Below are 13,736 nucleotides of genomic sequence, written 5' to 3'. Positions count from 1 at the left end.
CGCGCCCTGCACTCACGCCGCTAACAAATGCGATCGCCCACTCATTTTTTAATAAATAGTAGTTTGAGAAGCCATCGCTTGAATGGTAGACAAAGGAATTTCATAAAAGTACCTTTGGCGAAATTTTTCTTCTTGAACGGCTGCAATAAATTGTTCGATGGCTTCCTCTGCTTTCGGCAATTGTCCATTCTCTAAATCAAAATGAGGGGCATTTTCCTGGGGATGCCAAGTGACTTGAATTATCCAGTCGAGTTGTTTGACATGGAAGCCGAGATGAGAGATTGCTTCTAATCCGAGTTGCAAAGTGCGATCGCTAATCCCCAACTTCTGGTGCAGTTGAGTATACGTCGCCTCTTGACCCGTGCGACTGAGGTATTTGGCAATTCCTAACAGCTGCAGCCAGATTTGGCTGGGGGGAACAGGTTCTGGGGGAGGATAAGCGATCGCGAGGGTTTGATTTGCCTGAATCGCCCGCCTGAACCACACTTGCAACTCATCCCAGCTACTGGGGCACTCTCGAACTGGCAACACTGATAGCGCAGCAGTAGCAAGTGCGGACTCCTCACGACAGTCTAAAATCCAGTCTATCTGGTTCGGAGTGCCTAACGGCTGCGGCTGTTCTAAAGAACGCACGGCAATTATCCGCACTTCATAGTGAGGTCTGATCCCTTTATTGGGATTTTCGTAGCTATTAAAATCAAGCTCGACAATTGCATCGCATCTACCTTGGGGTAGTTCTTCCTTATAATGTCCCCACCAGATTCCTGAAAATCCAGTTTCGCAAGAGTCATCCCGAATTTTAAAAGTAGTTTTGATATATTGAACTTTTGCGCCTTTTAAGTCCTGAGTATTGCTATTCCAACTATTCTCAAACCAGCAATTTTGAATGAGCAGTTTTGGTGCGGGATTGCCCATTCCGCAGGGTTCTAATAGTTTCAGCTCCCAAAATAAATCTCTTCCTAATTCACTGACCGTACACACCAAATCTGCCTGCACAATCGGCGCTAAAGGTGTCCCATCTGGGGTACCTACAGAAGCTCGCAATTGCTGGTTAACAGCTTCTGTAAACAGGGGAATTTTATCAACTAGGAGACTCAACCCAGCCGCAAAGGGATGACCGCCAAATCGATGTAAGAGGTGTTCTTGCGCTTTCACCAACTGGTAAAGATCGACTTGATTCACAGAACGGGCGGAACCGCGTGCTAAAGCGTTTTCACTCAAGTCGCCCTCTGTACTTAACAAAATCGTAGGACGCCCCGTTTCCTGCGCCACTTGCCCCGCGACTAAACCCAAAACCCCGACAGGCCATTGAGTATCACAAAGAACAATAACGCTGGTAGTTGATAAGTCCAACTGGCTTAATTTTTTATTAACTTCAGTGGCGACATCTTTTTGCAACGATTTACGACGGGCATTGGCTAATTCTGTTTCTAATGCCAACTGCTGACAGCGCTTTTCATCGCGGCTGGTGAGTAACTCCACACAGAAAGAAGCATCGCCTTGAATGCGGCTAACCGCATTAATTCTAGGGCCAAGACCGAAAGAAATGTCCGTTGGGCGATCGCCACTTTTCTGACACAATTCTAATAGACGCGCAACCCCAGGACGATTTCGCTTTTTGGTTTGTTGTTGCAGCACTGAAATTCCTCGCTGTGCCAGGTAGCGACAATCACCGCTTAACTGCACTAAATCAGCAATTAAACCAATTGCTACTAAATCCAATAAATCTTCTAATGGCTGTTGAGGAACATCCGGCAAAGTTTCATAAAGTGCTTCTACTAACTTATAGGCAACTGCCACACCGGAAAGGTGAAACATCGGATGTTCATTGGATAAATAGCGGGGGTTGATGATAGCTGTCAACGCTGGACGTTCCTCTGGCAAGGTGTGGTGATCTGTGACAATTACATCAATCTCTAGCTGATGAGCATATTCAATTTCCTTCAGATTTGTGCTGCCAGTGTCGCAAGTTACAATTAGCTTCGTTCCCTCTTGGGCAAGGGCGTCAATTCCCCGTTCATTGAGTCCATGAGACTCGGTTAAACGATTAGGAATGTAATAAACTAGCTGCTGCTGGGTAAAAAACTGTCCCAGTCCATCCCAGAGAACCGATGTTGCAGTAATCCCATCAGCGTCAAAATCTCCCCAAATGGCAACTTTTTCCCCAGCGTTACGGGCTTTGATTAATCTTTCTACAGCCCATTGCATTTCCTGCCCAAATTCAAACGGACTTGCCGGATGATACAACTGAGGATTTAAAAACCCCGATAATTGCTCAATATCGCGAATCCCCCGTTGCCACAACATCTGTGCGGCATAATGTCCGGGTAATCCTGGGGCGTGGAGTCTGACTTCTTCAATAAATGCCGCCGGTGGTTCAACCGTTGAATGGATTTGCCATTGAAGTTGCTGCTGTGACATCTTTCTTTTTTCTCCTTCTTTCTGGCATCCTATCTCACAATAATTACCCAGAAACTAGCGAAGAGATGGGCGTGATATATATTGCCAAAAAAAACAAAATTGGATTACAGATGTGGTTAATAAAGAGATATGAACTGGCATCATCATTTAGCCAGAAATATACATAACTACAACACTTTCCACTTTCTAATATTAATTCACTTTTTGATGCTAATCTGATTCGACCAACCCTTGAGGAATTGGAGGCAATAGACGGAGCTGTTGCAGATGTAAAGTGAAATGGGATAAAAATGCTGCCACAGCCTGATTAGAGGCTGGGCACTAAATTGATGAATCACGACAGACAGAACTGGGACAAAAGGCGATCGCGCGATCGCCTTTTTGGAGGGTGCGTTTCTCTTAGCACCCTCAATTCTCAACTAATGAGGTAAGACCTGTTTCAATGCGTCCAAGAGGCGATCCACAGTCTCTGGACGACTGTTGAATCCCATAAGACCGACACGCCAGACTTTACCCGCGAGTTCGCCCAGTCCGCCCCCAATTTCGATATTGTGTTCGTTGAGCAGCTGACGCGCGATCGCTTTGCCATCCACACCTTCTGGAATGCAAACCGTTGTCAGGGTTGGCAGGCGAAACTCTCGTTTAACGTGCAGATCGAGTCCTAAGTTTTCTAACCCTTCCCAGAGATACTCGACGTTCTTTTGATGGCGCGTCCAGCTATTTTCGATTCCTTCTTCTGCAATCAAACGCAACGCTTCCCGCAGAGCATAGTACAAGTTAATCGGGGCAGTGTGGTGATAGGTGCGTTCCTTGCCCCAATACTTACTCAACAAGGTCATATCTAAATACCAGTTAGCCACCTTCGTGCCACGTTGTTGCAATTTCTCTACTGCACGGGAACCCATCGTAAACGGCGAAGCACCGGGAGGACAACCTAACCCTTTCTGGCTACAGCTATAAGCTAAGTCAACCTTCCACTCATCCAGAAACAAGGGCACGCCCCCCAGACTGGTAACACTATCCACCAATAGCAGACAGTCAAATTCACGACAGAGGTCGCCAACTCCTTCTAACGGTTGGCGTGCCCCCGTGGATGTCTCGGCATGGACTAAAGCCAGAATCGCGGGGCGATGAGTTTCTAAGGCAGTTCGGAGTTCGTCTATGGGGAACACCTGCCCCCAAGGTTTGGTAATCGTTCGCACATCCGCACCATATCGTCCTGCCATATCCACGAGACGGTTGCCGAAGTACCCGTTAACGCCCACCAGAACCACATCACCGGGTTCGGTGGCGTTGGCAAGGGTTGCTTCCATTGCTGCCGTTCCCGTACCGCTGACTGCAATAGTGAGAGAGTTTTCTGTCTGCCAAACATAGCGCAGCAACATCTGGATTTCGTCCATCAGGGTTAAAAATGCTGGATCGAGGTGCCCCACCGGAGGGGTATTCATCGCCTGAAGGACGGCGGGATGGGCATTGGATGGACCTGGACCCAGCAGCAGACGAGTTGGGATTTCTAAAGGGGCAAGTTGCAGCCGAGTCGTGTTGTTAATCGAGGAGGTTAGGGTCATAATTGGTTCTAGGATTGATCGGGGGAGGGACTAATTTAGAGTTTAAAGGTTAGCTCCCTATTGTCACTCTAGGCAACTGAAAATCCCCTGCTAAAGACATTCCTGAGTGCGATGGACTGCAAAATCCCCGGTTCTCATCAAGGAAGGGGAAACACTTTCAGCGACTGGGAGATTTCCAAGTTTGTCTCGCGAGAAATCGTCCTAACTCCCTACTTGTTTATTACTTACTTACTTAATTTATTAATAATATTCTCGTAAGCTTTGATAGTTGCTTTAGCGATCGCTTTCCAACTGTAATTTTTCAAAGCGTACTCTTGGGCATTGATTCCCCGCCGCTGTCGTTCCGAAGCATCAGCCAGTGCCTCACGTAATTGTTCAGTTAAAGTATCCACGTCGCAAGCGCAAACCCAGCCAGCTTCTGCTTGCTGAATTTCCTCCCAGATATAAACTTGGTCCGAAATTACCACTGGGGTTCCATTACACATTGCCTCTGCTACAGCAATGCCAAAGTTTTCGTAGTAAGAAGGTAGGACAAATAAATCGGCATCTTGTAGCAAAGCAGTTTTCGACTCACCCGTTACAAATCCAGTTATAGTGGTGCGATCGCGTAAAGGTGACGTTTGCAATTGTTCGCGAATTTTGTTCTCATAGGTTGGATCTTGGGGGTTCCCACCCGCCAGCACAAAATGGAAATCAGCGCCCTCTTCTAAAAGTTTTTCCAAGGCTGGGATCAGTAGATTTAGCCCCTTTTTCGGGTCTATCCGAGACATAAACAGCAGCAAAGGCTGAGTCTCCGGAATGCCTAATTCTCTTCTAGCTTGACCTTTCGGGAGCATCGTTGGCTGCTTGACGCCCAAGGGAATTACCACGTCCGGCGTTGAAGTTCCGAAGCGTTCGGAAATCTTGGCTTCTTGGGGGCTGGTGAAGTGAATTCCTGCCGCACCTGCTAAATTGGGACGTTCTAGCAGTGCCGCATAAATTTGCTTCAACTGCTTCTTCTTGCGTAAATCTGCGGGGTCTAGCGTCCCCAGAGGACGCATTAAATAGGGTAAATGGTGCGATCGCGCCACAGTCGCCGCCGCTGTGGTTACAGGCGAAAATAAAGCATGGATATGAGCTAAATCAAATTCAGCGGCGTGTCCTGCTAACCAGCGCAACAAATCCAGAGAAAACTTATAGCGCCGGAACGGAGAACAGGGAAAGTAACGCACCTGATAACCGTTTTGTTCCACCGGACGGTCGAGAGGCACATCCAAGGGCGGCTGACCGACATCTCCGTTGCTATTTGTTGTTAGTACCGTCACCTCTACCCCTTCAGACGCCAGTGCTTCTGATAGCCCCAAAACCATCTGACTGGGACCCCCATAAACTAAAGAAATCGAAGGGACAATTTGTAAAATTTTCATTTTGTTTGTCAGGTGTTAGTTGTCAGTTTCTAAGGACTACTGACTCTTGACTAACTGTTGATAGAAATCTAATTGCTGCTTGGCTAATGCAATATTTGTATATTGCGCGATCGCTCGTTCATAACCCAGCTTACCCAACTTCTGGGCTAAATCTGGTTGTTCCATCAATTGCCCTAGGCAATTTTGCAAAGCTGCTGCATCTTTCTCTGGAAAGATTAACCCCGCATCTCCAATGACGTGCGGAATTTCCCCGGAATCAGAACCAATTACAGGCACTTGGCAAGCCATCGCTTCAATCAGCACATGACCAAACTGTTCCTTCCAACCAGCGGCTGTCAAAGTTTTAAACTTATAAGTCGTTTCCGAAGGTAACACTAGGGTATTCATCAAGTTGATATAACAGGGGACTGCGTCATGGGGAACGCTTTCCACCAAAATCAATCTATCTTTAATCCCCGCCTCAGCGGCTTGTTCTAGTAGTACTGACTGCAATGGGCCGCGACCGAGTAAAAGCAATTTCCAGGGGCGTGATTGTAAGCCTTTCAACGCTTCCATCAGCGTCAGCAGCCCTTTTTCCTCCACAAACCGCCCCACAAACCCGACCACAAACTCATCCGGTTGAATCCCCAGTTTTGCTGCCAATTCTGGCTGGGGTGTTGGCGAGAACAGTCTGTCATCTACACCCAGCTGCGGCATCACCTTGCTAAGGCCGTGGTAGCCGCGCTGCTGCAAGATATCCACACCATCTTGATTTCCGGCAATCAGTCCGTGAGTATGTCGGAGATTATAAGCTTCTAGCAAAGAAACCGGAAATTTTAGCTCGTAGGGCAAGTTCCACCAGGTAAAAAACACATTTTTCGCCTTTAACCCCAACACTCGATTGAGCGTAATCAGCTGAGCATACCCTAAAGCTTTTGAACCCTGTTCTACTTGAATAATTTGGGGTCGAAACTGGCGCAACAATGAAATTAAATCAGCCCCAAAGGTCAGCATTCCTTGGTTGTTCTGGCTGAAATTAGAAATCGGCACGATTTGAAAAGAGCCTTCTTGACGTAGCTGAGTTTCAATCGTCTTATTTTGGACACCCCCAGGCTGCCACCGGCGAGGTACAACGACAGTTACTTCAATTCCGGGTTCCAGTTGAGCTAACGCCCTTAGTTTCTCGCAGTTGAGGTCAACAATATAAGTGTGACTGGCGACCAAAATCCTCATCGCGCAACTCCTAATAGCGAAAATCTTTTTTTAACGCAAAGGAGGTTCGCAGAGAAAATTTTCCTTTGCGTTTACTTTGCGTTCTTTTGGTTTAAATACCATCTTGACGAGTGTAAATTTGCCCGTCTTCCCAACTGGATTGGATTACTGTACCCAGTGCGTTGAGAAAGCCTAAAGTGTAGGAGACAAAGCGAGTCAAAATTTTCAAGGGGGAGCCGCTTTTATTGCAGGGAGGATGCCCCAGTACGTGGCAGTCAAACAGCTTCGCAAAGAATCGCAGACATTGGCTTGGGGTAAGGTTTTTTAGCCCCAGCAGGAAGTGGTTGTGATAAAAGGTTAACTGGTATTTGAGCGATCGCGTACTAATATCGTGACAGCCGCCAGTTTCTTCTCCCAGGTGAACTAAATCGGCATCGGGGTCATACCAAATCTGATACCCCGTCTGCCGCAACCTCAGACAAAAATCCGACTCTTCGCGCACCGCACTCCCTCGAAACCGCTCATCAAAATGCAGTCCGTGCTTCGTAAAAATTTCTCGCCGGAAAGACATATTGCAGCCTCTGGCAGTCAGAACGCGCTGCGGCTTCACGGTATGCACTAAGTCTATGTGGTACCAGGCAATTCCAGGATCCATCGCTTCTGGGGGCAAATCCTCAATCGTCAACTTATTGCCGGAATCTTCCAACTTCATCCGGTCGAATACTCGCCCCGCCACTGCACCTACTTCCGGGCGATCTAAATAATTGCGAGCATGAGCCTCTAAATATCCAGGCTTTAGCAGGACATCATCATCGATAAACAACACAATTTCCCCAACTGCCCGCCGTACCGCATAATTTCGGGCACCGGGTAAACTTGCCCAATCTAAGCGAAACCAGCGAATTTTACCGCTGTTTGCCAATTCCTCAAGATACGCTTGAGTTTCTGGCTGGTGCGTAGCGGTTTGATCGACCACCAGAACTTCAAAGGCTGGGTAGTCCTGCTGCAAGACATCTTTGAGCGTGTCCCGCAAAGGTTCTTCACGTCCATAAGTGGGGATAATTACCGAAATCAAAGGCTTCACGGTTTACTGCTCCGAAATGCAATTGAGTACTGAGCGATCGCTGCCTTAATTATGTGGCAGGTACCGGGCTTGTTTTGCCGACAGTACGCCTTCCAGATGATTTGCGGCGTCCTTTCTCCTTAGTTTGAGCCTCATTTCCGTTCGCTGATTTGCGGCGTCCTTTCCTCGTGGTTTGAGCCTCATTTTCTTCCTCTGCTAATCGTTTCTCTTGTTCCTGCTTGTCTATTTCCGGCAATCTAAAAATAACACCGGCACAAAACCAGTAGTAAATCGCCACATCTGTATCCAGCGGGTACCAGTAAGTGTTGTAACTCAACACTAGAATCAAAACCCAAAAACTGGCACCAAAACTGCGTAAACTCTTATCTTTTACCGAGCGGTAAATCTTGAAAGTAATCGCTGTCAAACAAGTCACGAACACTAGGAACGCCAGTGTGCCAACTGGACCAATTTCATAGAGAATCTTCGGGTAGTAAGTTTCAACCAGCGCTGCATCACCAAAAATTCGGGTGGAATTGGTAGCGGTTCCCAAACCCCGTCCCAAAAATCCCCGCTGTTTCTTCATTGCCCAATTGAATTGGTCCATGATAAATGCTTGGGGAGGTGAAGCATTCCAGCGGCTGACAAAACTATCGATCCGCTCCTGAATTAAAGCTGGGTTGGCGGCGGCGGCGATGCTCAACACTACACCTAGCCCGACTCCAACAGGAATAAACCGTTTGAGGTTCGCTACTTGACCTGTAAGCAGGAGCAGCAGTACGAAGACGACGGGAACTAGCGACAGGGCAATTCTTTGACCAGAGATCACCGCATTGGCGAAGACGAGTGCCATCCCTAACAAACCGCCAATCCGCCAGAGAAATGAAGGGTCGCAAAAGGCAGTCGCAAAGGTAAAAAAGGCATTGGCAATCAGGAACCATGCCCAGTGCCAGGGAGATACAAACGTACCTGGCAAACGAATCATCCCGACTTCTGGACTGTAAACTAAAGCGCCACCGACAAAGCACTTGGCATCCAGGGTTGCTTTAAACAAGGCATCAGCGACCAGTCCTCTGGTGCCAACACATCTACCGCTGGTTAGCATCCAGTACTGAATAAAGCCAAGAATACAGCAGATGATGGCGAGAGCCAGATGCATTCGCGTTAGGAAAAGCAATTCCTTTTTTGTCCGGATCAGGTAGTAGGCACAAAAAGCCAGGGGAACGTACCCTAGAAAAACTTTTAGACCTAAAATTCCCTGCAAAAAGGGTTGTCCTGACCTACCGCCAGAAAACTGTAGGAAGCCGTTAACAAAAAGCAGCGTCAGTCCTGAAAAAACCAACAGAATGTACAAGCTCGGCTTGATATCTTTGGAAATTAGGATGGGCAGCTTTTTCTGTTGGCACTCCTTTATCAGGGCAAGCAGTGCGGGAATATAAATTCCATCTTTAGCCAGCTGGAAGAGGACATTTCCGCCGCCAATCCAATAGGTGACGGTGCCATTAATCGGTAGGTAAAGGAGGAACGCCCATAGGGCTTTGCGCGGATATTTATAGGACAACCCCAGAGCCGGAATAGCTAGAGAAGCTAAGGCTACTTTTGGTCCAGCGGAGAGAAATAGGAAGATAGCAAGGACGGCGGCAATCCCCACGCTGGCAAAGACAAATTGAATGAATTCTTTTCGCGCCTGCTGTGCCTTACGCTTTTGAAGTAACTGCTCCTTAAGACTTAGGGTTGGCGTTTGAGACTGCTGTTTTGAATTTTTGGACTTTTTGGATTTTAGCTTTGATTTCGGCATGGGGGCGCTTGAGCTGCCGGTACCCATCGATTTTGGCACACCTGATTTGAGATGCGTGGATTGGCGATCGCATCCACGCGTCCACGCATCTCAAATCAAAATCACGCCAAATGTTGCTCGACTGCGAGAACCAGCTGTTCTGTCCAGTAATTTGTTAGGTGGGCACTGGCGGCTTCCACCATAACTCGGATGACAGGTTCGGTGCCAGAGGCGCGAACTAAAATTCTTCCCTGGTCTCCCATTGCCGCTTCCGCTTGAGCGATCGCATTCGTCACGGCATCGCACTCTTGCCAATGCCGTCTTTTCTCGCGATCTTCTACCCGCACATTCCGCAGCAGCTGTGGATAAGTCTCAAAGCTTGCATCAATCAGTTCTGAGAGGGATTGCCCAGTGCGATTCACCAGCGCCGCTATATGTAAAGCAGTCAGCAAGCCATCTCCAGTAAGACTGTAATGGTGACAGAGAATATGTCCCGATTGCTCTCCGCCCAGCTTTCCTCCAGTCCGCAGCATTTCCGCTTGTACGTACTGATCGCCAACGGCTGTCCGCACAAAAGAACCGCCTAGCTGTTTCCAGGCGCGTTCAAAGCCCAAATTCGCCATGACTGTCGCCACGATCAAATCCCCAGGCAACTGCCCAGCTTGTCGCAGGGTGTTGCCCCAGAAATAGAGGATATAGTCGCCATCAACGACGCGACCTTGGGCATCGACAGCCATCACTCGGTCGGCATCTCCATCAAAAGCAAAGCCTAAATCTGCACCGTGTTCTTTGACGGCTGACTGGAGGGAATCGAGGTGAGTGGAACCGCAATTTACATTGATGCGATCGCCATCGGGACGATCGTGCAAGCAGATAACTTCTGCTCCCATCTCTTGAAACACCGCTGGTGCTAAATGAACTGCTGCGCCCCAAGCAAGATCCAGCACGACTCGTAAACCTTTTAGGCCGATCCCTGGTGCAAGTGATCGCTTCAGCAAGTCCAGATAATTTGTCACTAACTCCGGTCGATGATAATGCTGTCCCCAGCTACCATTCAACGTGGCGAAATTCGCCCTTCCTCTTAAAGCCGCTTCAATGTCCTGCTGCAACGTGGGGGGTAACTTCGTACCATCCGCACCAAAAAACTTGATTCCGTTATCTTCTGGGGGATTGTGGCTGGCAGAGATCATCACCCCGCCCACGGCTTGGGAGGCGCTGGTGAGATGAGCCACGCAGGGAGTCGGGCATAGCCCTAGATTCCACACTTCTAGACCCGCTGACGTTAAACCAGCAGCAAGTGCCATTGCCAACATATCGCTGGAATTTCTAGAATCCTGCCCTAAAATCACCGGCCCTGAGGTGGTTGCCGATGCCCGCAGCACTTGACCTGCCCAAAAACCCACTTGCAAGGCTAGGGAGGCACTCAGTAATTCTCCAGCTTTTCCGCGAATGCCATCGGTGCCAAACAGGGGAGTTGTTGGCAAAGAGAGGAAACTGGAAGCAGGATTAATACCAATCCGGATGCCTGTTTGCTCTACCTCAGTCACAGGACTGGAGAGCTGAGGACGGCTTGGGGATGAAACCATATTTTTAAATCACTCCAACACACAACACACTTACAGTGGAGGATAGCACCTTCCGGAATAACCCAAACCTCTCTTAGGGTCTGCCGTTGGCTTGCTCTAGCTCAAGGTGGCTACTGAGTGCGATCGCCTTCGGATGTTTGCTAGGCAAGACGAGTGTAAACTCGGTTCCCAGTCCTAGCTGCGAATTCACCTCGATTTTGCCTTGATGCTTTTCCATAATTTGGGCGCAAATTGCCAGTCCTAACCAAGTGCCTTTTCCCGCAAGCTTAGTCGTGAAAAAAGGATCGAACAGTTTGTTTTGAATCTCTGGGGAATACCGAGGTCGTCATCTCTAATCCGCACTCATACAAACCAAGTATTTTCTGTTTCTATTTCCGTCTGAATCAAAATCTGTGGGCTGGATTGCTGGTTTTGCTCTCACAACGCGTCAATCCCACTGCTCAAAATATTTATAAATACCTGGTTGAGTTGCGCTGGATAATACTCAACTAAGCCGCTTCTTTTAATCGGGAGCAATTCCATAAAAACAGTAAAATTTGACAGATACGGTCAGCTCTCATCTCGATTGAGAATAATACATTTTGCAAACTATTAGCGATTGAGCCTAGATTAATTTCTTGAATTTTAGCTAGAAATCTCAGGGGGCTAGGTTGAGATTTCAGTAATGTATTCAAGAATAGTTTGTCCCTAAAAATCCTTAATTTAACAATATCCAAATATTAGATTTGGCTTGCCTGAAACAGGTAAGGTTTATTTCTTGGCCACTTCCCTAACCTTCGCAAAGCTCAACTAACTTTAGTAGTCTTAAATGATTCGCGAACATTATCTCGATTAACGAACTGGTTTAAAGCAGCTATGCGGGTTAGCGCTTTAGACGCAGAGGTCGCCAAGTAAGAGAGGAAGAGGATCGGAGAATTTTACAACTCAAATAGGATTCCATTGCTATGGCTCACCTAAACTCCTACCTCTAACAACAACGGTTGGATTTTCTCCCAAGTCAATCCTTGCTCTATATAACGAGGGGCTTCTGGATTGTAAGGGGAAAGGACTCTATCAATAGAGATAATCGATGCCCCATCTGGTAGCACCGGCACATCCGGATCGAATGCTGTTGGGCGCATCAAAGAACTAGAATATCCTTTAAAAATGGCAATTTTGTCTTCTTCACCAGCAATTTCAGCCGTGACAACCAGGACTTCATGGGGGCGTTTGGCGGTGTATCCTTCTAGACGCTGCCCAACAGTATTACTCATATCGGTGCAAAGTGTAAGGTGTTAAGGAGAAGCAATTAAAAATACAAATTAAAAATTAAAAAAAACTGAATGCTTTTTTAATTTTTAATTTTTAATTATTTTACTGCTCCATAGCCGAGCGTCCTTCCTTGCCCAACCGGATTAGGACAAAATAGCTCAAGTAAAGTACGTAAATCACCAATCCCACCATCGCCAAAAAGCCTAAAAATTGAGGTGTATAACTGGGATGGAAATACTGTTTGTACATCCTAGGTGCTTCTAACCAAACGTTACAAAATGGTTTCTGAACCGCTCCTGGGGAAAATGCACAAGACAAGAAAGGAAGGAAAGCTAAAGCGCCCAATGTTAGATAAACACTGACAGCCCAACGCCACGCTGTTAGCGCTAACTTGAGAGGACGCAGGGGTTGATCGTCAATTTCATCGTTGATATCCACCCAAAACCAGAGGGATATGGGAATCAAGAGGCGAGCAAAAAAAGAAGACACATAGGAAATCGGCCATCCAGCAATCATCAGGTAAATTGTAATTGCCAGCAGACTAGAAACCCGCCAGTAGATGATTAACAAGCGCACCATTGCATCAGCTTTCTGGATAAAAGCCCAGATCAGCAAAATCAGGGGAATGATAACAGTAAATAGTAGCGCTAGCCGGTAGTCCATCCAAACTAACGGTCGGAACCAGAGGTTGTTATTGTCCATTGGCTGTGTATGGCAGAAAGGGGAATTTTTACCCACTCATTTTAACTGTCTAGGTGCGACTGCTACTCAATTAATCTACATTAGAGCTGATTGTCTGCAACAGCTTCCTACACGCAAGGGATGGGGCTTTCAAGGGAAGGTTTTTTCTCTGTTTTTCCTTATCTTTCCTTTCCCGATCAAAAACAGCTTCTTTTTTATTTGTTGCGGAAAGCCGTTTCAGTGCGATCGCATCCATTGCATCCATTGCATCCATTGCATCCAAACCAAATACTTGGTATAAATAGCTACACAAATCCAAAAAAAAGCAACTCGAACGACTTCAATCAGGTTCTTGTTGCTTGTAAATGCCGGAAATCATCCGGTGAATTTGTGCGGAGAACACCAACTCGGACTGGTGACATTTAGCACCGAATTAAGTTTATTCTTCGTAGACCCGGCACTCATCTGCTCCTGGGTTAGCGTCACAATACCGCTCTAGAGAATTCTTCGGCTTGGTGTCCCGCTGATGGGATGCTTCTGCTTGCAATTCTTCAACGGCATCCCAGGCCGCCGCACACTCACCGGAGCCTGCGCCCTTGGTATCGCAGACAGCCCGGGCTTGGTCGCGCTCTTGTTCAATTTGGTCTTGGATGTTGCTCATAATTACCGTCCCCGTTTCTTGTTTTATTCAGGAAACCTGGTGAATTTCGACCGTTATCGGCAATCTCCAATCAGGTGTTCTGCTCGCTGACGCTAAGTTTTCAGTCATTCTTTCTTTGTCATATCAGCAAG

The 13,736-nt window shown here is 47.4% G+C and carries 12 protein-coding genes; all 12 read right to left on the bottom strand.

Annotation, left to right across the window (positions count from 1 at the left end):
- Positions 1-48: 48 nt before the first annotated feature.
- The 12 genes from recJ to H6H02_RS18770 all read right to left on the bottom strand — a co-directional run bounded on the left by recJ (position 49) and on the right by H6H02_RS18770 (position 13,605).
- Complete coding sequence (gene recJ, locus H6H02_RS18825; RefSeq protein ID WP_190820539.1) at positions 49-2,421, bottom strand: single-stranded-DNA-specific exonuclease RecJ; 2,373 nt, start codon at positions 2,419-2,421, stop codon at positions 49-51.
- Between the two features lie 419 nt (positions 2,422-2,840).
- On the bottom strand, positions 2,841-3,989 hold the full coding sequence (locus tag H6H02_RS18820) for an alanine--glyoxylate aminotransferase family protein (protein WP_190820537.1): 1,149 nt from the start codon (positions 3,987-3,989) through the stop codon (positions 2,841-2,843).
- A 224-nt stretch (positions 3,990-4,213) separates the two neighbouring features.
- Complete coding sequence (gene hpsP, locus H6H02_RS18815) at positions 4,214-5,395, bottom strand: hormogonium polysaccharide biosynthesis glycosyltransferase HpsP (RefSeq protein ID WP_190820535.1); 1,182 nt, start codon at positions 5,393-5,395, stop codon at positions 4,214-4,216.
- A gap of 36 nt (positions 5,396-5,431) precedes the next feature.
- Positions 5,432-6,607, bottom strand: a complete 1,176-nt coding sequence (gene hpsO, locus H6H02_RS18810) for a hormogonium polysaccharide biosynthesis glycosyltransferase HpsO (RefSeq protein ID WP_190820533.1) — start codon at positions 6,605-6,607, stop codon at positions 5,432-5,434.
- Positions 6,608-6,698: 91 nt separating this feature from the next.
- Entirely contained in the window at positions 6,699-7,670 is a 972-nt protein-coding gene (hpsN, locus tag H6H02_RS18805) for a hormogonium polysaccharide biosynthesis glycosyltransferase HpsN (protein ID WP_347342631.1), read from the bottom strand.
- Between the two features lie 49 nt (positions 7,671-7,719).
- Positions 7,720-9,447, bottom strand: coding sequence for a hormogonium polysaccharide biosynthesis protein HpsL (gene hpsL, locus H6H02_RS18800; RefSeq protein WP_190820531.1), 1,728 nt, complete (start codon positions 9,445-9,447; stop codon positions 7,720-7,722).
- 101 nt (positions 9,448-9,548) lie between these two features.
- Positions 9,549-11,012 (bottom strand): phosphoglucosamine mutase, encoded by a 1,464-nt coding sequence (glmM, locus tag H6H02_RS18795; protein ID WP_190820529.1) that lies wholly within the window; start codon positions 11,010-11,012, stop codon positions 9,549-9,551.
- A gap of 73 nt (positions 11,013-11,085) precedes the next feature.
- Entirely contained in the window at positions 11,086-11,304 is a 219-nt protein-coding gene (locus tag H6H02_RS18790) for an ATP-binding protein (protein ID WP_199329340.1), read from the bottom strand.
- A 661-nt stretch (positions 11,305-11,965) separates the two neighbouring features.
- Entirely contained in the window at positions 11,966-12,265 is a 300-nt protein-coding gene (locus H6H02_RS18785; protein ID WP_190820527.1) for a hypothetical protein, read from the bottom strand.
- Between the two features lie 100 nt (positions 12,266-12,365).
- A complete protein-coding gene (locus tag H6H02_RS18780; RefSeq protein ID WP_190820525.1) occupies positions 12,366-12,965 on the bottom strand; it encodes a DUF3177 family protein in 600 nt (199 codons plus the stop codon).
- Between the two features lie 70 nt (positions 12,966-13,035).
- The gene (locus H6H02_RS18775) at positions 13,036-13,218 is read right to left on the bottom strand and encodes a hypothetical protein (RefSeq protein WP_190820523.1); all 183 of its coding nucleotides are present in this window, start codon (positions 13,216-13,218) and stop codon (positions 13,036-13,038) included.
- Between the two features lie 165 nt (positions 13,219-13,383).
- Entirely contained in the window at positions 13,384-13,605 is a 222-nt protein-coding gene (locus tag H6H02_RS18770) for a Calvin cycle protein CP12 (protein WP_190820521.1), read from the bottom strand.
- Between the last annotated feature and the right edge of the window lie 131 nt (positions 13,606-13,736).

The organism is Coleofasciculus sp. FACHB-1120 (assembly GCF_014698845.1).
In the GTDB taxonomy this organism is placed as follows: Bacteria; Cyanobacteriota; Cyanobacteriia; order Cyanobacteriales; family FACHB-T130; genus FACHB-T130.
The sequence above is the reverse complement of the archived record's forward strand: the minus strand, read 5'-3'. Positions and strand labels throughout refer to the sequence as shown.

What these genes read in the sequence shown, in the direction of transcription:
- recJ (WP_190820539.1), bottom strand. Translation starts at nt 2,421, where the DNA reads ATGTCACAGCAGCAACTTCAATGGCAAATCCATTCAACGGTTGAACCA.
- H6H02_RS18820 (WP_190820537.1), bottom strand. Translation starts at nt 3,989, where the DNA reads ATGACCCTAACCTCCTCGATTAACAACACGACTCGGCTGCAACTTGCC.
- hpsP (WP_190820535.1), bottom strand. Translation starts at nt 5,395, where the DNA reads ATGAAAATTTTACAAATTGTCCCTTCGATTTCTTTAGTTTATGGGGGT.
- hpsO (WP_190820533.1), bottom strand. Translation starts at nt 6,607, where the DNA reads ATGAGGATTTTGGTCGCCAGTCACACTTATATTGTTGACCTCAACTGC.
- hpsL (WP_190820531.1), bottom strand. Translation starts at nt 9,447, where the DNA reads ATGCCGAAATCAAAGCTAAAATCCAAAAAGTCCAAAAATTCAAAACAG.
- glmM (WP_190820529.1), bottom strand. Translation starts at nt 11,012, where the DNA reads ATGGTTTCATCCCCAAGCCGTCCTCAGCTCTCCAGTCCTGTGACTGAG.
- H6H02_RS18785 (WP_190820527.1), bottom strand. Translation starts at nt 12,265, where the DNA reads ATGAGTAATACTGTTGGGCAGCGTCTAGAAGGATACACCGCCAAACGC.
- H6H02_RS18780 (WP_190820525.1), bottom strand. Translation starts at nt 12,965, where the DNA reads ATGGACAATAACAACCTCTGGTTCCGACCGTTAGTTTGGATGGACTAC.
- H6H02_RS18775 (WP_190820523.1), bottom strand. Translation starts at nt 13,218, where the DNA reads ATGGATGCAATGGATGCAATGGATGCGATCGCACTGAAACGGCTTTCC.
- H6H02_RS18770 (WP_190820521.1), bottom strand. Translation starts at nt 13,605, where the DNA reads ATGAGCAACATCCAAGACCAAATTGAACAAGAGCGCGACCAAGCCCGG.